This window comes from Paractinoplanes ferrugineus, from assembly GCF_016862195.1.
Taxonomy (GTDB): Bacteria; Actinomycetota; Actinomycetes; order Mycobacteriales; family Micromonosporaceae; genus Actinoplanes; species Actinoplanes ferrugineus.
The window spans coordinates 128,621-151,444 of sequence record NZ_BOMM01000038.1; the positions used below are offsets into that span (position 1 = coordinate 128,621).

General features: G+C 70.6%; 21 protein-coding genes. 14 read left to right on the top strand and 7 right to left on the bottom strand.

All coding sequences use genetic code 11. The annotated features are described in order from the left end of the window. Positions 1–56: 56 nt before the first annotated feature. Entirely contained in the window at positions 57–1,235 is a 1,179-nt protein-coding gene (locus tag Afe05nite_RS20735) for a hypothetical protein (RefSeq protein WP_203818802.1), read from the top strand. A gap of 42 nt (positions 1,236–1,277) precedes the next feature. Here Afe05nite_RS20735 and Afe05nite_RS20740 read toward each other — a convergent pair whose 3' ends face one another. The 6 genes from Afe05nite_RS20740 to Afe05nite_RS20765 all read right to left on the bottom strand — a co-directional run bounded on the left by Afe05nite_RS20740 (position 1,278) and on the right by Afe05nite_RS20765 (position 6,088). Further along, positions 1,278–1,559 carry a hypothetical protein gene (locus tag Afe05nite_RS20740; RefSeq protein WP_203818803.1) on the bottom strand — a complete coding sequence of 94 codons (282 nt, stop codon included), beginning with the start codon at positions 1,557–1,559 and terminating at the stop codon, positions 1,278–1,280. Positions 1,560–1,659: 100 nt separating this feature from the next. Then, positions 1,660–2,604: a hypothetical protein gene (locus Afe05nite_RS20745; protein WP_203818804.1), complete on the bottom strand. Its 945-nt coding sequence runs from the start codon at positions 2,602–2,604 to the stop codon at positions 1,660–1,662. 1 nt (position 2,605) lies between these two features. After that, positions 2,606–3,115 carry an RpnC/YadD family protein gene (locus tag Afe05nite_RS20750; RefSeq protein ID WP_203818805.1) on the bottom strand — a complete coding sequence of 170 codons (510 nt, stop codon included), beginning with the start codon at positions 3,113–3,115 and terminating at the stop codon, positions 2,606–2,608. 104 nt (positions 3,116–3,219) lie between these two features. Next, positions 3,220–3,597: a RidA family protein gene (locus Afe05nite_RS20755; protein ID WP_203818806.1), complete on the bottom strand. Its 378-nt coding sequence runs from the start codon at positions 3,595–3,597 to the stop codon at positions 3,220–3,222. A gap of 5 nt (positions 3,598–3,602) precedes the next feature. Continuing rightward, complete coding sequence (locus Afe05nite_RS20760; protein WP_203818807.1) at positions 3,603–4,811, bottom strand: amidohydrolase family protein; 1,209 nt, start codon at positions 4,809–4,811, stop codon at positions 3,603–3,605. Beyond that, entirely contained in the window at positions 4,808–6,088 is a 1,281-nt protein-coding gene (locus Afe05nite_RS20765; protein ID WP_203818808.1) for a winged helix-turn-helix domain-containing protein, read from the bottom strand. The genes Afe05nite_RS20760 and Afe05nite_RS20765 overlap by 4 nt, the downstream gene beginning before the upstream one ends. 100 nt (positions 6,089–6,188) lie before the next feature. Here Afe05nite_RS20765 and Afe05nite_RS20770 point away from each other — a divergent pair, with 100 nt between their 5' ends. The 8 genes from Afe05nite_RS20770 to Afe05nite_RS20805 all read left to right on the top strand — a co-directional run bounded on the left by Afe05nite_RS20770 (position 6,189) and on the right by Afe05nite_RS20805 (position 16,034). Further along, complete coding sequence (locus Afe05nite_RS20770) at positions 6,189–6,998, top strand: alpha/beta fold hydrolase (RefSeq protein WP_239118028.1); 810 nt, start codon at positions 6,189–6,191, stop codon at positions 6,996–6,998. Positions 6,999–7,738: 740 nt separating this feature from the next. Further along, positions 7,739–8,185: an NUDIX hydrolase gene (locus Afe05nite_RS20775; protein WP_203818810.1), complete on the top strand. Its 447-nt coding sequence runs from the start codon at positions 7,739–7,741 to the stop codon at positions 8,183–8,185. A gap of 1,886 nt (positions 8,186–10,071) precedes the next feature. After that, positions 10,072–10,458, top strand: coding sequence for a hemerythrin domain-containing protein (locus Afe05nite_RS20780; RefSeq protein ID WP_203818811.1), 387 nt, complete (start codon positions 10,072–10,074; stop codon positions 10,456–10,458). 4 nt (positions 10,459–10,462) lie between these two features. Continuing rightward, positions 10,463–11,635 (top strand): alanine racemase, encoded by a 1,173-nt coding sequence (locus Afe05nite_RS20785; RefSeq protein WP_203818812.1) that lies wholly within the window; start codon positions 10,463–10,465, stop codon positions 11,633–11,635. A gap of 85 nt (positions 11,636–11,720) precedes the next feature. Then, complete coding sequence (locus Afe05nite_RS20790) at positions 11,721–12,491, top strand: 2-phosphosulfolactate phosphatase (RefSeq protein ID WP_239118029.1); 771 nt, start codon at positions 11,721–11,723, stop codon at positions 12,489–12,491. A 137-nt stretch (positions 12,492–12,628) separates the two neighbouring features. After that, positions 12,629–14,101 (top strand): MFS transporter, encoded by a 1,473-nt coding sequence (locus Afe05nite_RS20795; RefSeq protein WP_203818813.1) that lies wholly within the window; start codon positions 12,629–12,631, stop codon positions 14,099–14,101. Between the two features lie 87 nt (positions 14,102–14,188). Beyond that, positions 14,189–15,391: an esterase-like activity of phytase family protein gene (locus Afe05nite_RS20800; RefSeq protein ID WP_203818814.1), complete on the top strand. Its 1,203-nt coding sequence runs from the start codon at positions 14,189–14,191 to the stop codon at positions 15,389–15,391. Positions 15,392–15,650: 259 nt separating this feature from the next. Then, positions 15,651–16,034 (top strand): RidA family protein, encoded by a 384-nt coding sequence (locus Afe05nite_RS20805; protein WP_239118030.1) that lies wholly within the window; start codon positions 15,651–15,653, stop codon positions 16,032–16,034. Here the strand turns inward: Afe05nite_RS20805 and Afe05nite_RS20810 are convergent. Next, complete coding sequence (locus Afe05nite_RS20810; RefSeq protein WP_203818816.1) at positions 16,028–17,041, bottom strand: Lrp/AsnC family transcriptional regulator; 1,014 nt, start codon at positions 17,039–17,041, stop codon at positions 16,028–16,030. The two genes, Afe05nite_RS20805 and Afe05nite_RS20810, sit on opposite strands and share 7 nt — an antisense overlap. 123 nt (positions 17,042–17,164) lie before the next feature. Between Afe05nite_RS20810 and Afe05nite_RS20815 the strand changes: the two genes are divergently transcribed. From Afe05nite_RS20815 to Afe05nite_RS20835, 5 genes are all read left to right on the top strand, one after another. Further along, complete coding sequence (locus tag Afe05nite_RS20815) at positions 17,165–17,854, top strand: hypothetical protein (RefSeq protein WP_203818817.1); 690 nt, start codon at positions 17,165–17,167, stop codon at positions 17,852–17,854. 82 nt (positions 17,855–17,936) lie between these two features. Beyond that, entirely contained in the window at positions 17,937–19,739 is a 1,803-nt protein-coding gene (aspS, locus tag Afe05nite_RS20820; RefSeq protein WP_203818818.1) for an aspartate--tRNA ligase, read from the top strand. Between the two features lie 2 nt (positions 19,740–19,741). Continuing rightward, a complete protein-coding gene (locus Afe05nite_RS20825; RefSeq protein ID WP_307835644.1) occupies positions 19,742–20,554 on the top strand; it encodes an SDR family oxidoreductase in 813 nt (270 codons plus the stop codon). A gap of 58 nt (positions 20,555–20,612) precedes the next feature. Continuing rightward, on the top strand, positions 20,613–20,831 hold the full coding sequence (locus tag Afe05nite_RS20830; RefSeq protein ID WP_203818819.1) for a hypothetical protein: 219 nt from the start codon (positions 20,613–20,615) through the stop codon (positions 20,829–20,831). 76 nt (positions 20,832–20,907) lie between these two features. Then, the gene (locus Afe05nite_RS20835) at positions 20,908–22,470 is read left to right on the top strand and encodes a replication-associated recombination protein A (protein ID WP_203818820.1); all 1,563 of its coding nucleotides are present in this window, start codon (positions 20,908–20,910) and stop codon (positions 22,468–22,470) included. Positions 22,471–22,824 lie beyond the last annotated feature (354 nt).

Sequence of the window (22,824 nt, forward strand, 5' to 3'; positions counted from 1 at the left end):
GACGCGCCGAGGGCTCCGATATCGCGGGTGGCGGCGTGTCCGACCCAGGAGGAACGATGGCCCCCAACCCGCCCGGCGACGACGATCCGTCCACGGCCCCGGAACCCGACCCGGCCCACCTGGAAACCGACTCGTCCGACGTGTTCGACTACGCCGAGTACGTGCACGACGACTACAGCCGGGATGCGGTCGGTGCGCCGCACTTCCAGGGTGACCGGCCGGGCGCCGAGCAGTACGCGAAAGGCGAGTACCCGGCGGAGCACTTCCCGGTGGCCGGACCGCAGGCGCAGAACTATCCCGCCGAGACGCCCTTCGCCGGCGACCCGCAGCCGGACTTCGACGGTGTGGACTACGACAACGATTACCGCGGCTCCGTCTACGACGAGTTCGCTCCGCCCGGCTTGAGCATGCCCGGCTTGAGCGTGCCCGGCTTGAGCCTGCCCGGGTTCAGCGAGCCGAGCGACGAGGAGGTCGCGCGGAGCGGCCGGGTGCGTCGACTCCGTCGTCCGCTGGTGCTCGCCGGCGTGGCCCTGTTCCTGGTCGGCCTGGTCGCGGCGATCCTGGTCGCCCCGAACTGGGGCAACACGGACCGCACCGAAGCGGTCGGTCCGAAAGGCGTGAGTCGCGACGAGGTCAGCGGGGCGGTCAACGGCCGCGAGGCGGCACTGTTCGAACTCGTGGACGGCGCCGGCACCGTCCGGCTGCGGGCCGACGATCTAGGCGACGACCTGTACCGGGTGACCACCCCGGCGGACAGCGACGTGACCCCGAAGGTCGAGGATTCCGGCGACGCGCTCCGGCTGCTGCTGCCCGCGGGTTCCAAAGGCGAGCCGAAGGAGGTCGCGATCGTCCTGAACCGGGCGGTGCGCTGGACCCTGAAACTGGACGGCGGCTCGACCCGGACCACAGTGGACATGACCGGCGCGACGGTAGAGGGTGTGGACCTGCACGGCGGCGCGAACCGCATCGACCTGACCCTGCCCGCCCCGGCCGGCCCGGTGCCGGTGCGGATGACCGGCGGTGTCGACCAGTGGTCGATGCGGCTGGCCGAGGCCACCCCGGTGCGCGTGCGGGTGCAGTCGGGCGCCGGCGCCGTCACCCTGGCCGGCGCCACCCACCGCGGCATCGCCCCGGGCCAGTCCTTCACCGCGAACGGCTGGCAGAACGACGGGGCGGCAGGCTTCGACATCGAGGCCGTAGCCGGAATGTCCGCCCTGACGATCACCGACGGCTAGCCACTCTCTCGTGCCGTCTCCCACCCGCCCCGGCCGGCGTCCTCAGCACCCACCCGAAGACGTCGGCCACCGCCCACAACGCAGCTGGTCCAGCGGGACACGGTTCACGACCCACTCGACGTGCTGTTCGTAGTCGCTGGCCACCAGCTTGCGTGCCAGGTCCGCGAGGTCGTCCAGTGGCCCGTAGCTGTGCTTCAACAGAAGCGCCATCGTGTAGACCCGGCCTTCTTCGCGGCCCTCTTCACGGCCCTCTTCACGGCCCTCTTCACGAGAGCGCCGGGCGAGGTCACGGCCGAACTCCGTCTGTTCGAGTACGTCCCTCATGCCTCTCCCTGCCGGAGTCATCGCGATCCGCTCCGCTGCCTGCTTCCCCGCGTCCGGCGGGGGATTTTTCGACCAGCGCCAGCAATGCGGAGCGCCGGGCTCAGGCGGAGCGCAGCCGGTCCAGCGGAACGCGGTTCACGACCCATTCGATGTGCTGTTCGTAGTCGCTGGCCACCAGCTTGCGTGCCAGGTCCGCTAGGTCGTCCAGTGGCCCGTAGCTGTGCTTCAACAGAAGCGCCATCGTGCCGACCCGGCCTTCTTCACGCCCTACCTCGCGGCCCTCTTCACGCCCTACCTCGCGGCCCTCTTCGCGCCCTTCTTCACGGCCTGCTTCGCGAGAGCGCCGGGCGAGGTCACGGCCGAACTCCGTCTGTTCGAGTATGTCACTCATGCCTCTCCTTACCAGAGCCTTGATCAGCTGATCCGCGAGCGGTCTGGCGCCTAGTTTACCCAGCTCAACCAGTACCAGTTGGTCATCGCGATCCGGTACGGCGGCGATCCGGTCGGCTACCTGCTCCACCGCGTCCGGTGGGGGGTTTTTGGACCAGAGCGCCAGCGGCGCAAGTGAGCTCGCCAGAAGGCGGTCGGCGTCGAGGTCATCCGGCAAACTCACCGAGTCGTACGCGTGATGCATGCGCCCTCGTCGGAAATATCCGGAGCAACCGCCGCCCAGCGGCCACAGCGCCAGCTGGTGAATCCGGTACCTCGACTCATCGTACTTGAGTGCGAGGGAGCAGAAGTAGGCCGCCATCCGGGTGGGGAAGTCCCGCGTTCGTTCGACCTGCACCTCGACGTGGTAGAGGTCGTGCAGTGGGGCCGGCAGGCCCTCCTCGGCTTCGCGGTAGACGACGAAGACCTTGTCCCGGTTCCGGGTGAGATGCCGTTGTTGTTCGGTCGGCCCTTCGATGACCGGATGTCGGCCGTCGAGTTCCACCCCGAAGAGAACGCGCAGCGTGTCCTCCGGGTGGGCCTCCATCAGTGACTTGAACAGGCCATCGTAGTCCCGCGCTGGTGCGCTGCCGCCGGGTGCCTCGTCAACTGTCATGTCAGCGGGTGGTCTTCGGCCAGAGGGCGAGCGCGGCGAGAGGGCTCGACAGCACGCGTGCCGGGCTCACCGCGGGCACGTTGATCGAGCGGTAGTGCAGGGTGAGGCCGTCGCGGCGGAAGACGCCGTCGTCGCCGCCGCCGAGGGGCCAGGCGACCAGCTGGATGATGCGGTGGTGCGCTACGTCGTACTGCTCGGCCAGTTCCAGCCAGTAGGCGAAGAGCCATTCCTTGAACCCGTCCTCGGGCTCGGCCTGCACTTCGATGTGGTAGACGTCGTGCTTCGGGGCCGGGTAGGCGTCCTCCGGTTCCTTGTCCTCGAGCCGGAGCGCGAAGATGACGTCCCGTCCGCGGCTGAGCCGGCTCTGCCCCGCGGACGGCAGTTCCTGGGTGAGCCGGCGCCCGACCAGGTCCACGTCGAACAGGACCCGCAGCGCGTCCTCGGGCTGCTTCTCGATCACAGATTTGAGCAGCGTCTCGTACTCGCTGGCGGGCCGCACATCGATCGGCATTTCGGCTCCTTCCGACACCGGATGCCGATGATGCTATATGCCTAGTTGTCTCATGACTACTTGCTGAGTGTCGGATTCTGGCACCGGCCGGCGATCCGGGCGGGTCAGCCTTTGTAGAGAACGGCGTCGATCTCGATGTCGAAACCGACCAGAGGTACGGGCAGAGTCGTGCGTACCGGAAGGTTGTCGCCCTTGATGTATTGCTTGTAGATCTCGTTGAACTCGGCGAAGTCACCGAAATCGCGCAGGTAGACGCCCACCCGCACGGCGTCGTCGAGGCTCGCGCCGGCGGCCTGTGCGACAGCGGCCAGGTTGCCGAAAGCGGCGTGCGCCTGGTCGGCGAAACTGCCGGTCACCCGGGTGCCGTCGGGCCGGGCCGGGACTGCCCCGGCCAGGTAGATCGTGTCGCCGGCGACGACGGCGTGCGAATAGGGGCCGCCGGCCGGGGCCGCCTGGTCGGTGATGATGGCGCGCTTCGGCATGTTGATCACTCCTGTTTCTCGGTTCGTGGGAACTGGTCGGCAAGTCCGTCCCGGCCCACCAGCGGCTGGTTGAGCAGGCGTCGGAGGTCACGCTCACGCCGCGCGAGCGCCGCGCGTTGCGCGTCGGTCAGCGGAATCCACGGCGCCGGATTCGCCGGCAGGCGCGGCGTCAGTCTCTGCCCTTTGCGGTACGTCGCGGTGTTCACCAGACGCACCGGGGCGGTACGCGTCTGCAGATGGGCGTCGGTGACCTCGAATGCGCCGTACTCGAGGGCAAAGACCGCTATGTCGGCCGTCGCCCCGACGTCGAACGTGCCCCCGTCGAGCCCCAGCGCCCGCGCCGGCGCAACGGTGACCGCGTCGAGCACCTCGCTCATCGGCAGGCCGACCGCCAGCATCTTGGCCATCGTGGTGGGCAGGTCGAAAGCGGGACCGTGGACCGAACGGGCGTGCAGATCGGTCGAGATCGTGTACGGCCGGAGCCCGAGCTCGAGTTGTCGTTCCAGAACGTCGAACGCGAACCCGCCGGACCCGTGCCCGAGGTCGAACAGCACGCCCCGCTCGCCGGCCGCCACCGCCCGCGGGCCGATCGGCGCCGCGAGGCCGCTGGCGCAGTGCGTGACGATGTCCCCCGGGCGCAACAGGTCGAGCACCTCGTCGACGGCCGGGGGAGCGGCTCCGACGTGCACCATGACCGGCACCCCGCACGTCTCGCCCACCCGCAGGGCCCGCCGCAGCGGCTCGACCCCGTTGTCGCCGACGGTTTCCCGGTCGATCCGCACCTTGATCCCGAAGAACCGGTCACGGTGCCGCTGAACCGTGTCGACAGCCAGCGCGACGTCGCAGTTGACCAGGTCCCGGCTTTCCCCGGTGCGTCCGGTCAGGCCGATCCCGGAGATGTTGAGCAGCCCGGCAACCCGTACGTCGAAGTCTCTGCGCAGCAGCCCGTCCGCCGTGAAAGCGCCCGCGGTGCCGGCGTCGACCCAGGTCGTCACCCCGGTATGCCAGGCGATCGGATCGGGCTCGATCCCCCAGTAGCCGGGGCCGACGTGGGTGTGCAGGTCGATCAGCCCGGGGGTGACCAGCAGCCCGGCGACGTCCTCGACGACCGCCGCCCGCTCGCGTGCGAGGTTCTTGCCGGTGGCCGCGATCCGGCCGTCCCGGACCGCCACGTCGACCGGCTCACCCCCGGCGAGCAGCAGGTCCCAGCTCATTCGGCGGCCGCCAGGGCGCTCGTGACGGCGAGCCGGTAGAGCCGGGCGGGCCGGCCTTTGCGGGTTGTCTGCGTGCTCCCGCCCTCGATCACCAGACCGGCCTCGGTGAGTTTGCGGATCAGCCGGCGGCCACTCGGATCGGTGATCCCCAGGGCCTTGGCCAGCTCGCTCGGCGAGACCAGGCGCCCGCCGAGACCGCGCTCGACCGCGGCCAGCCGGGACAGGGTCTCCGGGCTCAGGCCCGCGCGGGTGGCCAGTTTCGTCAGCTCCCCGTACTCGCGATGCTTCCAGATCAGCGGCGGCGCCGCGTCGCTCGCGCCCATCGGGCCGATCGTCACGCCGTCGTCGGTGAACAGGTAGGCCACCGGACCCGGGTCCCGCTCGGCGCGGGCCGCCGCCTGCTCGGCCAGTTCGACACTGAGCCGCGCCGACGCGCCGATGCCGAAACCCGCCACTACTCGTACGCCCAGTTGGGCGCGGGCCTCGGCAAGCACCGGGAGCCCGACCCACTGCCGGGTGGCCGCCTCGAACAGGGCCGCCGGGGCGAACGCGAGCAGCGCCCGATGCCCTCGCTGGTCGATCCAGGCGTCGGCGAACTCGGGCGTGTGCAGCAGCAGATGCTGAAGTCCGACCCGCGCGCGGTCGCCGGCCGGCGCGGCGAGCAGGAACAGCGCGGTGGCGAACCGTTGCCGCTCCCGCGCCCGTAGCACGAGCTCATGGAGCCCGGCCCGGATGGTCTCCGCCGTGGGCGCGGCGTGCAGCACGGAGGTCTCGGCGCCCAAGGTGGCGGCAACTGCCGTGCGCCCGGTGATCAGGTAGCCCGCCCCGGTCTGCGCGAGCCGGCGCCGGTGGAAGGCGACGATCTCGTCGATCGGCTGCTCGGCGTCGAACGGCAATGTCGCGATCAGCGCCGGGTCGAGCTCGAGGGCACGGGCCACCTCGTCGACGATCTCCTGGTCGAACGTGTCGATCGCGACGGGCGTGGCCGGCCAGCCGTTGCCGCGGGCTTTCGCCCAGGCGAGCGCCAGGTCGAGGGCGACCTGGCGGGTGACGGCGACCGGCAGGGACGGGGGGAGGAGATCACGGCTGTGGGCGTACGGCAGGAGACCCAGCAGCAGTCCGTCGAGCCGCCCGTCCCGCAGCAACCCACCGACCAGCTCGCGGATCTCTTCGTCGCGGTCGTAGACCGCCCAGGCGAGCTCGACCCCGTCGACGGTGCGCGCGGCATCGGCGAAGCGTTGCCGATGCACGCCGTGCACCACCAGTCCGATCCGCATGCCCAGCTCCGTCGAGTGTCGCCGCCGTTCAACGAACTATATGCGAACCTGGTTCGTTTCGGGTCGCACGGTTCCCCCGGGCGCCGCTAAAATCTCCCCGGTGGAGAACTTCGAGAGCTTCGACGGCACCCGGCTGGCGTTCCACCGAGTGGGCGAAGGGTCACCGCTGATCTGCGTTCCGGGCGGACCCATGCGTGCCTCCGCCTACCTGGGCACGCTCGGTGGTCTCGCCGACCACCACGAACTGCTGCTGCTGGACTTGCGCGGCACCGGTGACTCGCAGCCGCCCGTCGACCCGCAGACCTACCGCGCCGACCGGCAACTCGCCGACGTCGAGGCCCTGCGCACCCACCTCGGCCTCGACCGGGTCGCCGTGGCGGCCCACTCGGCCGGGGCGGCGATCGCCGTACACCATGCCGCCGCCGACCCCGACCGCGTCTCCCACCTGGTCCTGATCAACCCCAGCCCCCGCGTGGTCGACCTGGAGATCTCCGACGACGACCGCCTGCAGGCCGTCGAAAAACGCCGCGGCGAACCGTGGTTCCCAGCGGCCTACGCCGCCCTGCAACGCCTGTGGGCCGGCGACGCCACCGACGAAGACTTCACCCGGATCGCCCCGCTGAACTACGGCCGCTGGGACGCCGAAGCCCAGGCCGACGCGGCCCTCGGACGAAACGAGGAGGCGCTGCCCCACTACTACGCCGGCGCCCCGGCCGCACCCTCGGCGGTCAAAGCCCCGGTCCTGCTGATCACCGGCGACTACGACCCACAGATCCCGCCACACCGAGCCGCCGACTACGCAGCCCTGTTCCCCGACGCCACCCTCGCGGTAGCCCCGGACACCGCCCACTCAGCCTTCGTCGACCAGCCAACGTGGTTCCGCGAAACGGTAACCGCCTTCCTCCGCTGACCCCCTCCCCGGTCCGCCGCCCAGCCGTTCCGTTCCACCGCCCACCGGCGCCCCGTCCGTCCTGTCCTGCCCGCGCCGCTTCCACCACGCTGCCGCATCCGACCCGCCGCTTTCGTCCCTCTTGTGTCGCGCCGCTTCCGTCCCTCTTGTGTCGCGCCGCTTCCGTCCCTCTTGCGCCGCGCCGCTTTCCGGCCTGTCTTGTGTCGCGCCGCTTCCGGTCTGTCCTCGTGCTGCGCCTTTTTCGCACCGCTTTGTCTACTCGCCGCGTCTTTGCTTTCTCGCCGCGTCGCTTTCGTCATACTCTGCGCTGTTTCGAACCGCCGGCCCCTGCGCATTGCCGGCCTGTCTTGCGTAGCGCTGACGTCACCGTGGGAGCCGCCGACTCCGCGGCGTTCCTCTGGCCTTGCACCTGGTCCGTCCCAGTTTTCTGCGCCTCGCGCGGTTTCTGTCGCTCGGCACCGCACCCTTCTGCTTCGCCTAGCAGGGCTTTGTCCAACTTCGCGATGCTTTGCCTCGCCCTGCCTCGCCCTGCCTCGCTCTGCCTCGCCTTGCACGCGTCCCGCTTCACCCCCTGCGCTGTCTCGTCCTTGCGCTGTCTCGTCCTTGCGCTGTCTCGTCCTTGCGCTGCCTCGTCCTTGCGCTGCCTCGCCCGTGCCCCGCTTCACCCCCGCGCGGCGCGTCGCCTCGAGCGGCGCTGTCTCTGCCCCGCGCACGAGTTAGCCTCAATCGCCGTGGCCCCCATGCATCCCGTTGACCTGCTGCTGGTGCTCACCTCCGGCAACCAGATCCTGTTGGCCCTGCGAGAGAACACCGGCTATGCCGATGGGCAGTGGAATCTGCCGTCCGGAAAACTCGAACCCGGCGAGGACGCCCTGACCGGCATGATCCGCGAGACTCGCGAGGAGATCGGCCTACACCTGCTCCCCGCCGATCTACGCCTGGCAGCAACCGTGCATCACCGCAACCCGACCGGCACCACCCGAATCGGGCTGGTCTTCGCCACCCCGCTCGACCCGCCCCGCCACGGCACCCCCGTCAACGCCGAACCGCACAAATGTGGCGGTATCGCCTGGTTTGCCCCCACCGACCTTCCACCCGACACGGTGCCGTACACGGCTGCCTGTATCAAAGCGTTCCAAAACGCCACCCCCTTACTCCTGAACGGCTTTCCGCCCCACCCGTCCTGAAGCCATTATGGACCCGGCGCCGCAACCCCACAGCTCGATCTCGGCCGTTTTGAGTAATGTCCCGATATCTTCTTTTCGGCTCCAGGTGTATTTCTCGAATTGGCATGATCCATTGTTGGCGCGGCGCATTCTGGGTGCGAGATAATTTTTGTATGCAGCACCAGCAGCTTTCGCTATTCACCCGGGCAGCGACTACTGCTATGCGCGATCGCACCAAAGCACGTAATTGGTCCCCGGAGATGGACGAATTCCGTCGTGAGCATGCGCGTTGTCGACAGTGGGGGCTCGCCCGCCGCCATGCGGGGAAGCTGTGCCGGTCGCACGGCTGCTCGAGGGAGTGCGGCGAGCTGGGCCTGCATGATCAGGCCGAGGCGGTCCCGCCGCTGATCTGGCCGGCCGACGCGACCTTGACGAGCCGGCCACCTTCGCCGGCGCCGACCCCGAGCGGTGATGTCCCACCTGTGCGCGATCTGCCCTCCACGCCGCTGGGCGGGGATGGCGGGCCTGATGTTGTTGCTGACCTGGCGCCGCCTGCACCTTCAGGGGAGCCCGCGCTCTCGATTGAGCCGGCTCCTCGGTCCGCGCCGACCTCTCGGTCTGAGCCTGCTTCCCTGTCTGAGTCCGCGGGCCGGTCAAAGTTCTCAGCTGGGTCCGGAGACCAGGTCTGGCACCAGCCCGCAATCCGCTTTGAGTCCACATCAGAGTCCGCGCCCATGGCACGGCTCGGGCCTGTGTTCTGGCCCGTGCTCGCGGCCAGGTCCACTTCCGGACCTGTGTGCGTGACTCGGTCTGTGTGCGTGACGCGGTCTGAGTGCGTGACGCGGTCTGAGTGCGTGACCTGGGCTGAGTGCATGACGCGGGCTGGGTGCATGACGCGGGCTGGGTGCGTGACCTGGGCTGGGTGCATGACGCGGGCTGGGTGCGTGACCTGGGCTGGGTACGTGACCTGGGCTGGGTACGTGACTTGGGCTGGGTACGTGACCCGGTCTGGGTCTGCGGCTCTCGGTGCGCGGCGGGTTCAGTTGGCGGGGCGAGACCGGGGCTGCCGGGTGGCATCGGCTGAGTGTGGAGGACGAGCATCACCGAACGAGCGATGCCGGCATTCAGGTCGCGCTCGATCGCCTCCTTACCTGAGTCTGGCGCGCGGTTTCAAGAAACAGTCGCCGTCATCGTGGAGGTGGACGGTGATAAGCGTTCTGAACTAGTAGTCGAAGCCCGTTCGAGCTGGGCGTTCTGAGGCTGCGTATCACTCGATTATGAGAATGGGTTGCGAATCATGTGGGTGCTGCATGGGAATAGCGGCTCGGGGTCGGAAGGGAGAAAATCGGGGCATTGTGCTATCTGAGGGGGAGGGGCAATAGCGGGATGTTTTCTAGGCATCAGCAGGCGCGGACCAGCCACAGGTTGCCGTCCTGGGTCAGCGGGTAGCGGGCGAGTGAGTGTTGGCGTTGTCGCTGGCCTGAAGGCGTGGGCCTAGGTCGGCCTCGGGTAGGCGCGAGACGGCCCATCAACGTGGGTTGCGGCTCACCCCGTGCTGAATGCCGGGCAATGTCGCCATCTGGGGCAGCGCGGAGCCGAAGGGATCGCGGTGCTGAGTGCCCGCGAGCGGGGTGCCGCGTCCAAGGGCGGCGCTGGGCAAGTCAAAGGCGGGGCGGCTGAGGGCTGAGGGGCGGGCGGCTGAGGAGGGGGGCGGCTGAAGGCGGGGCGGCGAGGGCGGCGCGCGGCGGCTGAGGGCTGGGAGAGGTGAGGGCAGGGCGGGGCGGCTGAGGAGGGGGCGAGGGCGGCGAGGGCGGCGCGCGGCGGCTGAGGGTGGGGAGGGGTGAGGGCAGGGCGGCTGGGGAGGAGGGCGGCGTGGGTGGGGGGTGGCTACTACGATGTGAGGTCGCATGGATGAATATGAGCGGTTTGCGGCGTACGGCACTCAGATGGTCATGACTCATGCTCGGCTTCGGGACATGCTCGAGGATCTGCTTGAGGGTGGCGTGGAAGGGGGTGTCGACCTGGGGATTCACTGTCTCGCGTTCTGTACGGCGCTTACTGAGCATCACACGGATGAGGACGTGAACGTGTTTCCGATGCTGGAGGCGCGCCATCCGGAGCTTCGGGAGTTTCTGGGGCGGCTTCGGCAGGACCACGCGGTCATCGCGGGGCTGGTGCGGGGGGTGCGGCAGGATGATCCGGAGGCGTTGAGCGCGCTCGCGGCGGTGATGGAGACGCATTTCCGGGGTGAGGAGAAACGCCTGGTCGAGGTGCTGAACGAGATCAGGGGGTAGCGGCATGGACGTGCCGGAGCCGAGGGTCGACTGGCGCAGCAAAGGGTTCTTCCTGCCGGACGGGGAGAAGTCGGCCGGCGATTACGCGCGGGAGAAGCCGAGCCTGTTCGGCGGCGGGTTCACGTGGCCGGTGCTGACGTTGAACGGGCGCAAGGCGGAGGCGAACATCGCCACGATGGCCGCGTACGCCGCTCGGCACGACCTTGATTTTGCGCCGCACGCCAAGACCACGATGGCGCCGGGCCTGCTTGCCGCCCAGTTCGCGGCGGGGGCCTGGGGGATGACGGTGGCGACCCCGAACCAGGCGCTGGTGTTGCGGCGCCTCGGGGTGCGACGCATCCAGATCGCCAACCAGGTCCTCGACCCCACGGCCCTGCGCTGGCTCACCGGGCAGGACGACATCTACTTCCAGGTCGACTCGATCGAGGCAGTGGCGGCGGCCCGGCGGGCGGGCGGGCCGCTGAAGGTCTTCGTCGAGCTCGGGCACCCGGGTGGACGCACCGGTGTGCGCACCCTCGACGAACTGGAGGAAGTCGCCCGCGCGGTGGACGGGGCGGAGCGGCTCGAGTTCGCCGGCGTCACCGCGTACGAGGGTCAGTTGCTCACGGAGCGTGCGGTCGACGACTTCCTGGACCTGCTCGTGGCCGGGGTGCAGCGGCTGAAAGCCGCCGCCCTGATGCCCCCGGGCGCACGTGTTTCCGCTGGTGGGAGCGCCTGGTTCGACCGGGTGGTGGCGCGGCTCGCCGCGCTGCCGCGCGACCTGCGCCTGATTCTGCGCAGCGGTGCGTCGGTCACCCACGACGATGGTTTCTATGCCTTGCGTACGCCGTTCCGGCGCGTCGCCGAGGAGGGACCCCTGACCGCGGCCCTGGAACTGTGGGCGCAGGTCCTGTCGGTGCCGGAACCGGGCCTCGCGATCGTCGGCATGGGCAAGCGTGACGCCCCGTTCGACGAGGGTCTGCCGGTGCCGTTGGAGGTCCGGGGGAGCGACCGGACGGCCGGCGAGGTGACCAAGTTGAACGACCACCACACCTATCTGCGGGCGGATGACCTGCGGCCGGGTGACCTGGTCCGATTCGGGATCTCGCATCCGTGTACGGCGTTCGACAAGTGGCGTTGCATCCCGGTGGTCGACGACGACCATCGGGTGGTGGACGTGCTCCAGACCTACTTCTGAGCGTGTTCGATCCGGCCTCGACCTCCTGACGGAGGGTGAGCTGGCAGACTGCATCTGTGACGGTCTATCTGCGGGGCTGCGCCCGGTGAACCTGGCGGACGGTCAGGGTGGCTACCGGGTTCGCTTCGACTGGGGTCCGGTCGGCGCCGACGTGGTGGCGCCCGGGGCCGCGTTCGTCGCGGTGGTCGACGTGCTGTCGTTCACCACGACCTTGACCGTGGCGGTGGAGCAGGGGCTGAGCGTCCTGCCGTACCGCTGGCGCGACGACTCGGCAGTCGACGTGGCCCGGCGGCACGGCGCGATGCTGGCGGTGCTGCGTAACCAGACCGGTCCCGGCCAGATCACCCTGTCGCCGGCGAGCATCATGAACGCCGACCTGCGCGACAACGGCATCGACCGGCTGGTGCTGCCGTCCCCGAACGGCTCGGCCATCTCGGTGCGCCTCGCCGACCTGGGCGTGACCGTGGTCGGGGTGTCGCTGCGCAACGCGGCGGCCGCCGCCGAATGGGTGCGCGAGCGGGCCGGCGACCGCCCGGTCGGGGTGGTGGCGTCGGGGGAGCGCTGGCCGGACGGCTCGCTGCGGCCGGCGGTGGAGGACCTGTGGGGTGCCGGTGCTTTCCTCGACGGGCTGGCCGGGGGTGCGGACGTGAAGGACTTCTCGCCGGAGGCGGGCGCGGCGCTGTGGGCGTACCGCGGCGTCTCGCCCACCCTGACCGACGCCCTGAGTGCGTCGGTCAGCGGCCGTGAGCTGCGGGCCCTCGGGTTCGGCGGCGATGTGGCGGTGGCGTCCGCGGTGGGCGTGAGCGAGGTCGTGCCGGTGCTGACGGACGGCTGGTTCGTCGATGGCGGATCTTGACGTAGTCCTCCCATCGGGCGACGGATCCTGCCTCAGGGGGGACGGTGGCGGCGGAAAGGGGCGACTTCGACGGCATGGGTGGGTGATCTGAGAGCCCGGGGCCGATCGTTGGGGGCGACCAAGAAAGGACAACCCCCATGCGTAAGTGGTTACCGCTGGTGACTGTTTGTCTCGGCACCTTCATGCTGCTCATCGACGTGACCATCGTGAACGTCGCCCTGCCGCCGATGTCCACCGACCTGAACACGTCGTTCAGCTCCCTCCAGTGGGTGATCGACGGCTACGCCCTGTCCCTCGGGGTGCTGCTGCTCGGTGCCGGCGCCCTCAGCGACATGTACGGGCATCGCCGCTTCTACGTCGGTGGCCTCATCCTGTTCGCCGCCGCCTCGCTGGCCTGTGGCCTGGCCGCCGACTCGGCCCTGCTGATCGCCGCCCGGGTGGTCCAGGGCATCGGCGCCGCGGCCATGTTCACCACCACGTTCGCCCTGCTCAACAGCTCCTATCACGGACGTGAGCGCGGGGTCGCGTACGGCGTCTGGGGTGGTGTCTCGGGCGCCGCCACCGCCGTCGGCCCGGTCCTCGGTGGCCTGCTCACCGAGGGCTTCAGCTGGCGCTGGATCTTCCTGGTGAACCTGCCGATCTGCGTCGCCGCCGTGGTCATGTGCTTCACCGCGCTGCGCCCCGACGGTGCCCGCCGGCCCGGCACGTTCGACCTGTGGGGCACGGTCACCTTCACGATCGCCGCCGGCACCTCGACGTACGCGGTGATCCGCGCCAATGACGAGGGCTGGTCGTCGCCCAGAACCTGGGGTCTGCTGATCGTCGCCGGCCTTGCGCTCGGCGCGTTCGTCCTGGTCGAGAAGTACCGCGAGCACCCGATGTTCGATCTGGCCCTGCTGCGCAACCGGTCGTTCGCCGGCATCCTGACCGCCGGCCTGCTGGTCAACTTCGCCGCGTTCGCCGCGCTGACCTTCACCTCGATCTGGCTGCAGTCGGTGGTGGGCCTGTCCCCGCTGCGGGCCGGCCTGATCGGCCTGCCGATGTCGCTGTTCTCGATCCTGGCCTCCGGATTCGCCGGGGCCCGCCTGCAGGGCACCTCGCCGCGCCTGCTCATCGGCGGCGGCATGCTGCTGATCGCCGCCGGCAGCGGGCTCTGCGGCCTGCTCCTCGGCGCCGACTCGAGCTGGCCCGCGCTGCTGCCCGGGTACGCGGTGATCGGTCTGGGCGTCGGACTGATGCTGCCGGTCCTGTCGTCGTCGGCGATGACCGCGGTGCCGCACTCGCGCGGCGGCATGGCGGCCGGCTCGCTCACCACGGCCCGCCAGCTCGGCCACGCGATCGGCATCGCGATCCTGGGCACCCTGTTCGCCTCCCGCGCCACCGACCACCTGGGCGACTCGGACGCCGCCCACGCGGTGGCGGCCGGCCAGTCCGGCCGGCTCATCGGGACGTTCGGCGAGCAGGCGATCCGGGGCGCCGCGGCGGCCGGCCTCGACGCCGGCTTCTACACCGCCGGGGCGGTCGGTCTGGTCGGCGCGCTTGTGGTCTTCCTTCTCGTCCGGCCGACGCCCGCACCCGGCCCGGAAAGGGCCCCGGCCATGGCCGCCTGATCCTTCACAGCCCGGGTCCACTGCGGACCCGGGCTGTTCGTGTGCAGATCAACCGGGCTTCACCCGCTATCCCTAACGTCGGCCCCCATGATGAAGATCAATCCACTGGCACCCGCCGTCGCCGGGGCCCTCGTGCTCTCCCTGACCCTGGGCGGCACCGCTTCGGTGGCCGGCGGCCACGGCCCCGTCGCCACCCCCACCCTGACCGGCTGGGCCGCGCTGCCGGCCGGCACCTTCGTGCTCGGCAGCGAGCCGTCCGGCAGCAAGATCACCGGCACCACCAACGGCTGGCCGGTGCCCTTCGCCGACCAGCCCGTTCAGGGGTTCTCCGGCATCGTCAAGAACCGGGACGGCTCCTTCGACGTGCTCTCCGACAACGGCTACGGCAACCAGGCCAACTCCGCCGACTTCCTGCTGCGCATCCAGCGCCTGGCGCCGTCCTTCGCCACCGGCACGGTCGACGTGGTCGGCGGCATCACGCTCAGCGACCCGGCGAAGCTCGTTCCGTGGCCGCTGACCCGGCCCGACCGGGTCCTCACCGGCGCCGACTTCGACGTCGAGTCGATCCAGCGGACGGCCGACGGCACCTACTGGATCGGCGACGAGTTCGGCCCGTACCTCCTGCACTTCGACCGCGCCGGCCGGCTCCTCGCCGCACCCGTCCCGGTCGCCGGCGTCGTCGCCCCGGAGACCGCGGCCCGTACCGGGGTGCCGGCCACCACGATCAGCAGCAAGGGTTACGAGGGCCTGGCCGCCACCCCCGACGGGCGGCACCTCTACGGGCTGCTCGAAGGCACGGTCAACGGCGACACCCCCGGCCGGCTGCGCTTCAACGAGTTCGATCTGCGCACCCGGACCTACACCGGCAAGCGCTACCTCTACCAGCTGGGCGACCCGTCGCTGGCCATCGGCGACGCGATCGCCGTCGACAACAACCGCTTCCTGGTGATCGAACGCGACGGCGGCCAGGGCGCCACTGCCGTGGTCAAGCGCGTCTACCTGGCCGACAAACGCGACCGGAACCGCGACGGCGTGCTGGACAAGACCCTCCTGGTCGACCTGATGAACATCGCCAACCCCCGTCACCTCGGCGGCTTCGGCGACAAGTTCACCTTCCCGTTCCAGACCATCGAGGACATCGTGATCCTCGACAACCACAAGATCGCTGTCCTCAACGACAACAACTTCCCGTTCTCCACCGGCCGCTCCGCCACCGCGGCCGACAACAACGAATGGATCACCATCGAGCTGCCCCGCTCCCTCGACGCCGACCCCCGAGTCCTCCGCTGACCACCCCTGTCGGGCCGCCGCGTCGACCGGCGATTTCGGGCTGCGGAAGCTGCTCGTGACCCCTTTTTCCCAGAGAAAGTGGGGCCTCTCAAGCACGCCGAGGCCCCACTTTCCCGGAACGTGCGGGGGAACGCGGCATCGCGGGCAATGTGGCGGGCCCGGAGCGCGCCGCCGCCCTGGGGCCGCAGGGCGGCGGGGTGGCCGAGGCGCGCGCGGGGTGGTGAGGCGCCGTGGGCTGCGTCCGGGTTAGCGTCCGGTGGTGAGCGAGCGACGGGTGATTCTGAGTGGGTCGACCTTCGAGGAGCAGATCGGTTATGCGCGGGCTGTCGTCGACGGGGACGACGTGCACGTCTCCGGGACCACCGGGTTCGACTACCGCACCATGACGATCTCGGCCGACGTCGTCGAGCAGGTCGAGCAGTGCCTGCGCAACATCGAGGCGGCCCTGACCGAGGCCGGCTGTACGTTCGCCGACGTCCTGCGGGTGCGCTATCTGCTGCCGGAGCGGGCCGATTTCGAGCCCTGCTGGCCGGCCCTGCGCCGGGCCTTCGGCGCGACGCGGCCGGCGGCCACGATGATGGTGTGCGGGCTGGCCGACCCGCGGATGCGGATCGAGATCGAGGTGTACGCGCGGCGTCACTGAGGGGGCGGCTCGCGGATCAGGCCGTTGTCGACGAGCGAGTGCGAGTGTTTGAGCCGCACCATCTGCGGCACTATCTCGACCCGCTGGATGCTGTCGATCTCGGCGACCTTCGTCGTCAGGTAGTGGTAGAGCGCCTCGGCGTCGGTCGCGATCGCCGACGCCATCAGGTTGGCGGTGCCGGTCACCGCGCCCACGAAGGCCAGCTGCGGGTGGTCGGCCAGCCGGGCGCCGGTGGCGGCCAGGTGGGCCGGTGCCACGGTGAACCACAGGTTGGCCACCGCGTGCATGCCGACCGCCACGGTCGCCACGTCCACGTGGAAATAGATCGCCCCGGCGGCGGTCAGTTCGTTGACCCGGTGGGCCGCCTGGCGCTGGCTCCAGCCGGTGGCGGCGGCGATCGCGGCCCAGCTGGACCGGCCGTCGCGGCTCAGGGCGGCCAGCAGTGGGCGGTCCGCGTCCTCGACCTGGGTCGCGCCGGTCGGATGCGGGGCCTGTTCCGGCGTGCCGTCCCGGAGGAAGGCCTGCTGGGCCGGGGACAGGTCGTGGTCGGGGGCCACCCAGTCGGCCTCCCCCCGCCCGGCGAAGCGGTGCAGCATCTGGTGCGCGCTGAAGGCCAGCACACTCGACGCCCGGGGCAGGTGGTGCAGCAGGCCGGACTGCGGATCGCCGACCTCGGCCTGGCAGGTGACCTCGGCCCCGCCGGCGCCGATGCTCACCCAGGACGTGTCGCCGCGCTGGGCGAGGGCGTGGGCGAGGGTCGGGGCGGTGCCGGGCCGGCAGCCGATGCGCAGCGTCCAGTAGCTCCCGCCGGTGCGGTGGGTGGCCTCGGGCCGGGCGACGATCCGGACGTAGCGGGCGGTGCGCATGCGCTGAAATCGGCGGGCGACCGTCTGCTCGGACACCTCGAGCACGGTGGCGATGCGGGCGAACGGCGCACGCGGGGCGAGCTGAAGTGTGTGGAGGATCTGTCGATCCAGAGCGTCGAGCGTGCTGGATTCGGTCGGCATGGGATCAGCGTACGGCGGCATCCCCCGGAGAGGTGAGTCGCCGTGGCGGGGGATGGGATCGAACGATTGACACGTCTAGTGTCCGATAAACCGGATAAAAAGCGCCAAAACCGGAGTCGCCGCATGTCCTTGTTCCGCGCCGCGAACAACGTCAACAAGCCCTCCGGTACGAACGAGGGCCCCTACCCGATCAACCGGTCGATCAGAGCGACGGAAGGACCCGCCGTGCGGATCGTGGACCGTCCCCGCCGCCGCGACCGGCTGGTCTGGCTCGGCCTGCTCGTCGCGCTGTTCGCTCTCGTCACATCGTCGATCTCGGGACTGGCGGCGTGGCAGGCGATGAAAGTCTCCCGGCTGGTGGCGATGACCCGGGTGCCGGCCGCGGCCGGCGGGCACGCGGACGCGGGCACCGGCTACCACGTCACGTACGCCCAGGAGCCGTTGAAAGTGCAGGTGGGCTGCTCCGCCGTACTGTTCATGGATCTTGACGAACCCCGCTCGAATGCCGATGAGCGGGTGAGCGACATGCGTTACGACAGCCGGTGCGGCACCGACGCGCCGCGCCTGAGCCTCGGCCCCGGCGCCGCCGCCGGGGCCGAGGTGAAGGACCTCGACCTGGACGCGGCCGGCTGCGAGCGGGCCATCCGCACCAGCCCGATCGGGCCGGGTGGCAGCGTCCAGGTTCGCAAGGGTGCCGTGCTGTGTGTGCTGACTGCCGCCGATCCAGCCGCGATGGCCCTGGTGGAGGTGACCGACGTGGGGCGGACCGGCACCGCCGGCATGCGGGCCACCTCCTGGAAGGTCGCGGGCTGAGGAAGGGTTGGCGGCGGTCGCGCGGGGCGCTCCTGACAGAATGTGGGAGCGCCCCGTGTTGATCTGAAGGAGACGAGTTCCCGTGATCCGTACCCATAACGCCGGCAGCCTGCGCGCGAGCGACGCCGGTCAGACGGTGACGCTCGCCGGGTGGGTGGCCCGCCGGCGCGACCACGGCGGGGTCATCTTCGTCGACCTCCGGGACGCCTCCGGCGTCGTGCAGGTGGTCTTCCGCGAGGAAGACGCCCACGCCCTGCGCAACGAGTACTGCGTGAAGGTCGTCGGCGAGGTCAACGCCCGGCCCGGCGGCAACGAGAACCCCGACCTGGCCACCGGCGCCATCGAGGTCGTCGCCAGCGAGCTGACCGTGCTGTCCGAGGCCGCGCCGCTGCCGCTGCCGGTCGACGACGCGACCTCCTCGGCCGACGACCTCCGCCTCAAATACCGTTACCTCGACCTGCGCCGCTCCGGCCCGTCGGCCGCCCTGCGCCTGCGCAGCCGGGCCAACCAGATCGCCCGCGAGGTGCTGCACGCCCGCGACTTCAACGAGATCGAGACCCCGACGCTGACCCGGTCCACCCCCGAGGGCGCCCGCGACTTCCTGGTCCCGGTCCGCCTGCAGCCCGGCACGTGGTATGCCCTGCCCCAGTCCCCGCAGCTGTTCAAGCAGCTGCTGATGGTGGCCGGCCTGGAGCGGTACTACCAGATCGCCCGCTGCTACCGCGACGAGGACTTCCGGGCCGACCGGCAGCCCGAGTTCACCCAGCTCGACATCGAGATGTCGTTCGTGACCCAGGACGACATCATCGAGCTCGGCGAACAGATCGTCAGCAAGCTGTGGAGCGAGCTCGCCGGCTACCAGGTGCAGCTGCCGATCCCGCGGATCACCTGGACCGACGCGATGAACCGCTACGGCTCCGACAAGCCCGACCTGCGCTACGGCGTGGAGCTCCGCGAGCTCACGTCCTACCTGCAGGGCACCGAGTTCCGCGTCTTCGCCGGGGCGATCGCGGCCGGTGGTTACGTCGGCGCCGTGGTGATGCCGGGCGGCGCGTCGCAGACCCGCAAGGAGCTGGACGGCTGGCAGGACTGGGCCAAGGCCCGCGGCGCCCGCGGCCTGGCCTACGTGGTGCTCGACGCGGAGACCGGCGAGCCGCGTGGCCCGGTCGCCAAGAACCTGTCGGCCGAGCACCTGAGCGGGCTGGCCGACGAGGTCGGCGCGAAGCCGGGCGACGCGATCTTCTTCGCCGCGGCCAACGAGCGCCGCGAGGCCCAGGAACTGCTCGGCGCGGCCCGCATCGAGATCGCCAAGCGCGCCAAGCTGATCGACGAGAGCGCCTGGGCGTTCTGCTGGGTCGTCGACGCCCCCATGTTCGAGAAGACCGACGACGGCGGCTGGACCGCCGTCCACCACCCCTTCACCTCGCCGAACGACGAGTGGATCGGCAACTTCGAGGAGGCGCCCGACCGCGCTCTCGCCTATGCCTACGACATCGTGGTGAACGGCAACGAGATCGGCGGCGGCAGCGTTCGTATCCACCGGGCCGACGTGCAGAGCCGGGTCTTCGACCTGCTCGGCATCACCCCGGAAGAGGCGCAGGACAAGTTCGGCTTCCTGCTCGAGGCGTTCAAGTACGGCCCTCCGCCGCACGCCGGCATCGCCCTCGGCTGGGACCGAACCTGCATGCTGCTCTCCGGCAACGAGTCGATCCGCGAGGTCATCGCGTTCCCCAAGACCCGCGGCGGTTACGACCCGCTGACCACCGCGCCGACCCCGATCACCGCGCAGCAGCGGCTCGAGGCCGGCATCGACGCCAAGCCCAAGGCGCCGGCCGCCGCGGCCGGCACCGGTGGTCAGGCCGCCCCCGTGGAACACTCCAACTGAGAATTCTCGTCGTCGGCGCCGGCGGCTACCTGGGTCGCCAGGTGGTCCGCCGGGCCACGGCCCGCGGCCACGAGGTGGTGGGCACGGCGACGACGGCGGCTTCCGGTCACCGGGTGCTCGACGTCCGGTCCCGCGAGGCGGTGCTCGCGCTGCTTGCTGACGTACGGGCGGAAGCCGTGCTCAACCTGGCGGCGAAGATGGACGACTGGGCGGTGACCGCGGACGGTGCCGCCCACGTGGCTGTCGGGGCGGGCGACACCCGGCTCGTACACGTCTCGTCCGACGTGGTGCACGGGGGCCGGTCCACGCCGTACACCGAGGATGATCCGCCGGACCCGAAGAGTCGGTACGGCGCGGCCAAAGCCGCCGCCGAGACCGCCGTGGCGGCCATCGCGCCGCGGGCCGCGATCGTGCGCACCTCGCTGATCGTCGGGACCGACGACAGCCAGCACATCCGCCTCGTGCACGACCTGCTGGCCGGGCGGCGCAGCGGGTTCCTGTTCGAGGACGAGATCCGCTGCCCGGTGCACGTCGACGACCTGGCCGACGCGCTCGTCGAGCTGGCCGAGGGCGAGCACGCGGGCGTGCTCAACGTGGCCGGACCGGAAGCGATCTCGCGCGCCGAGCTGGGCCGGCTGGTGGCGCGCCGGGCCGGCATCGATCCGCGGCGGGTGCCGACCGGGCTGACCGCCGACGCGAAGCTGGGGCCGCGGGCCTCCGACGTCAAACTCGACATCACCCGTGCGCTGGGAATTCTCCGCCGGTCCCGGCTTCGGCCGGTCTCCGCCGACGAGGAGATCCAGGGTGGAGTTTGACGGACATCGAGGCGTGGGTATTCGCCCGCCACAAGGCTCTCACCCCTCGGAGGATCTGATGCTCGCCATCGCTGCGGCGGTTGTTTTCGGTTTCGCGCTTCTTCTCGACTTCCTCAACACCAACTTCGGTGCCCCCGACCTGTTCAACTTCCAGACCCTGGCCATGCTCGGGTTCTTCCTGCTGGCCCTCTACCTGGCCGGCGTCGGCAGCGGCCCGCGCAACTCCAGTGGCAGCAGCGGCCGCCGCTTCTACGGCCGTCGTCCGGGCCGGGGCTGATCTCCGCGTTCGCGGTCCGGCCCGCTCGCACGGTGCATTTCGGGCATCGTGCGGCGGGCCGGTACTGTCGGTCCCGATGGAAATGGATGGACTCTTCGCAGCGGGCGTGCAGGTTTCCGCGCCGGCTTTCAACCCGGTGTCGGCTGACTCGCCGCTGCCGGTGCGCATGCGGCCGGCCCGCATCGAAGAGCTGGTCGGCCAGGAGCACCTGCTCGCCCCGGGCAGCCCGTTGCGGCAGCTCGTCACGGGGGTGAGCCCGATGTCGGTGATCCTCTGGGGTCCGCCCGGCACCGGCAAGACCACCATCGCCCACCTCGTCGCGGGGGCCACCGACCGCAAGTTCGTGGCGCTGTCCGCGCTGACCGCGGGCGTCAAGGACGTCCGGGCGGTGATCGACACCGCGCGCCGGGAGCGCCGGTCCGGCGGGCCGCCGACGGTGCTGTTCATCGACGAGGTGCACCGGTTCTCCAAGACCCAGCAGGATTCGCTGCTGGCGGCGGTGGAGGACCGCACGGTCACGCTGCTGGCGGCGACCACCGAAAATCCGTACTTCTCGGTCATCTCGCCCTTGCTCTCGCGTTGTGTGCTTCTCACCCTGCAGGCGCTCGGCGACGACGACGTCCGCGGCCTCGTGCGCCGCGCGGTCGCCGACGAGCGCGGGCTCGGCGGGGCGGTCACGCTGTCCACCGACGCTGAGGATCATCTGGTCCGGCTCGCGGCCGGTGACGTACGCAAAGCTCTGACCGCTCTGGAAGCGGCGGCCTCGTCGGCCGCCGCCCAGGGCGCCGCCGAGATCGACCTCGCGACCGCCGAGAAGGCGGTCGACGTCGCGGCCGTGCGCTACGACCGGGACGGCGACGCGCACTACGACGTGACCAGCGCGTTCATCAAGAGCATGCGCGGCAGTGACCCCGACGCCGCGCTGCACTGGCTGGCCCGCATGCTCGTGGCCGGCGAGGACCCGCGCTTCATCGCCCGCCGCATCGTCATCTTCGCCAGCGAGGACGTCGGCATGGCCGATCCGCAGGCTCTGCTCGTGGCCACCGCCGCCGCGCAGGCCGTGCAGCTCATCGGCCTGCCCGAATGCCAGCTCAACCTCGCCCAGGCCGTCGTGCACCTGGCCACCGCGCCCAAGTCCAACAGCGTCACGACGGCGATCGGCGCCGCCATCGCCGACGTGCGCGCCGGCCGGGGCGGAGCGGTCCCGTCCGCCCTGCGCGACGCGCACTATCCCGGCGCACGTGGCCTAGGTCACGGTCGTGGCTACAAGTATCCGCACGATGACCCTAAGGGAGTCGTCACGCAGCAGTACATTCCGGACGACCTTGTCGGCTCCGACTACTACCGCCCCACTGATCACGGGGCCGAACGCGCAGTAAACGAGCGGGTCCCGCGCCTGCGACGCATCGTCCGCGGACTCGGCCCGGTTTCGCGCGTGGGGGTCGCCACGAGCGCTTCGGCGCCCACGCCCGACCGCGCGGCGGGTGGTGGATCGGCCGGAGATGCGTCACGCTCGTCCGCGAACAGCGAACCGCCGGTAACGCCTCCGGCGAACAGCGAACCGCCGGCCACGCCACCGGCGGACGACGGGACAACGGAAGTCGACAGCGGCACAGCCGCCGGAGAGGAACAGCCGTGACACCCCGCGGTGCCGGAGGGCCCGACGACGAGGCCGACCTGCGCAACGAGACCGGAGCCCGCAAGGGCCGCGGCCGGTTCGGTCGAGGCCGTCCGGCGGAGCCCTTGCCGCCCGAGGAGATCCCGCAGGAGGAGACCGGCTGGCTCGACGACCTGCGCTCCGCCAAGCAGCAGCGCGGCGCCATCGGCCCCGGCACCCTCGCCGGCGAGACCCGTCCCAGCAAGTCCGGCCGGATGGCTCCCGGCCCCGACGACCAGCCCCCCGCCGACGACCTGCCCTTCGGTGGCGGCGCCCCCGGCTGGACCAGCGCCAGCGGCGCCCACCAGGCCATGGCCGACCCCGCCGGCCCCCCTT

Excerpts from the sequence above, each read along its gene's own strand:
- Afe05nite_RS20795 (WP_203818813.1), top strand. The coding sequence starts at position 12,629 with ATGCGTAAGTGGTTACCGCTGGTGACTGTTTGTCTCGGCACCTTCATG.
- Afe05nite_RS20835 (WP_203818820.1), top strand. The coding sequence starts at position 20,908 with ATGGAAATGGATGGACTCTTCGCAGCGGGCGTGCAGGTTTCCGCGCCG.
- Afe05nite_RS20740 (WP_203818803.1), bottom strand. The coding sequence starts at position 1,559 with ATGAGGGACGTACTCGAACAGACGGAGTTCGGCCGTGACCTCGCCCGG.
- Afe05nite_RS20780 (WP_203818811.1), top strand. The coding sequence starts at position 10,072 with ATGGATGAATATGAGCGGTTTGCGGCGTACGGCACTCAGATGGTCATG.
- Afe05nite_RS20830 (WP_203818819.1), top strand. The coding sequence starts at position 20,613 with ATGCTCGCCATCGCTGCGGCGGTTGTTTTCGGTTTCGCGCTTCTTCTC.
- Afe05nite_RS20800 (WP_203818814.1), top strand. The coding sequence starts at position 14,189 with ATGATGAAGATCAATCCACTGGCACCCGCCGTCGCCGGGGCCCTCGTG.
- Afe05nite_RS20815 (WP_203818817.1), top strand. The coding sequence starts at position 17,165 with ATGTCCTTGTTCCGCGCCGCGAACAACGTCAACAAGCCCTCCGGTACG.
- Afe05nite_RS20760 (WP_203818807.1), bottom strand. The coding sequence starts at position 4,811 with ATGAGCTGGGACCTGCTGCTCGCCGGGGGTGAGCCGGTCGACGTGGCG.
- Afe05nite_RS20810 (WP_203818816.1), bottom strand. The coding sequence starts at position 17,041 with ATGCCGACCGAATCCAGCACGCTCGACGCTCTGGATCGACAGATCCTC.
- Afe05nite_RS20750 (WP_203818805.1), bottom strand. The coding sequence starts at position 3,115 with ATGCCGATCGATGTGCGGCCCGCCAGCGAGTACGAGACGCTGCTCAAA.
- Afe05nite_RS20775 (WP_203818810.1), top strand. The coding sequence starts at position 7,739 with ATGCATCCCGTTGACCTGCTGCTGGTGCTCACCTCCGGCAACCAGATC.
- Afe05nite_RS20735 (WP_203818802.1), top strand. The coding sequence starts at position 57 with ATGGCCCCCAACCCGCCCGGCGACGACGATCCGTCCACGGCCCCGGAA.
- Afe05nite_RS20785 (WP_203818812.1), top strand. The coding sequence starts at position 10,463 with ATGGACGTGCCGGAGCCGAGGGTCGACTGGCGCAGCAAAGGGTTCTTC.
- Afe05nite_RS20745 (WP_203818804.1), bottom strand. The coding sequence starts at position 2,604 with ATGACAGTTGACGAGGCACCCGGCGGCAGCGCACCAGCGCGGGACTAC.
- Afe05nite_RS20755 (WP_203818806.1), bottom strand. The coding sequence starts at position 3,597 with ATGCCGAAGCGCGCCATCATCACCGACCAGGCGGCCCCGGCCGGCGGC.
- Afe05nite_RS20765 (WP_203818808.1), bottom strand. The coding sequence starts at position 6,088 with ATGCGGATCGGACTGGTGGTGCACGGCGTGCATCGGCAACGCTTCGCC.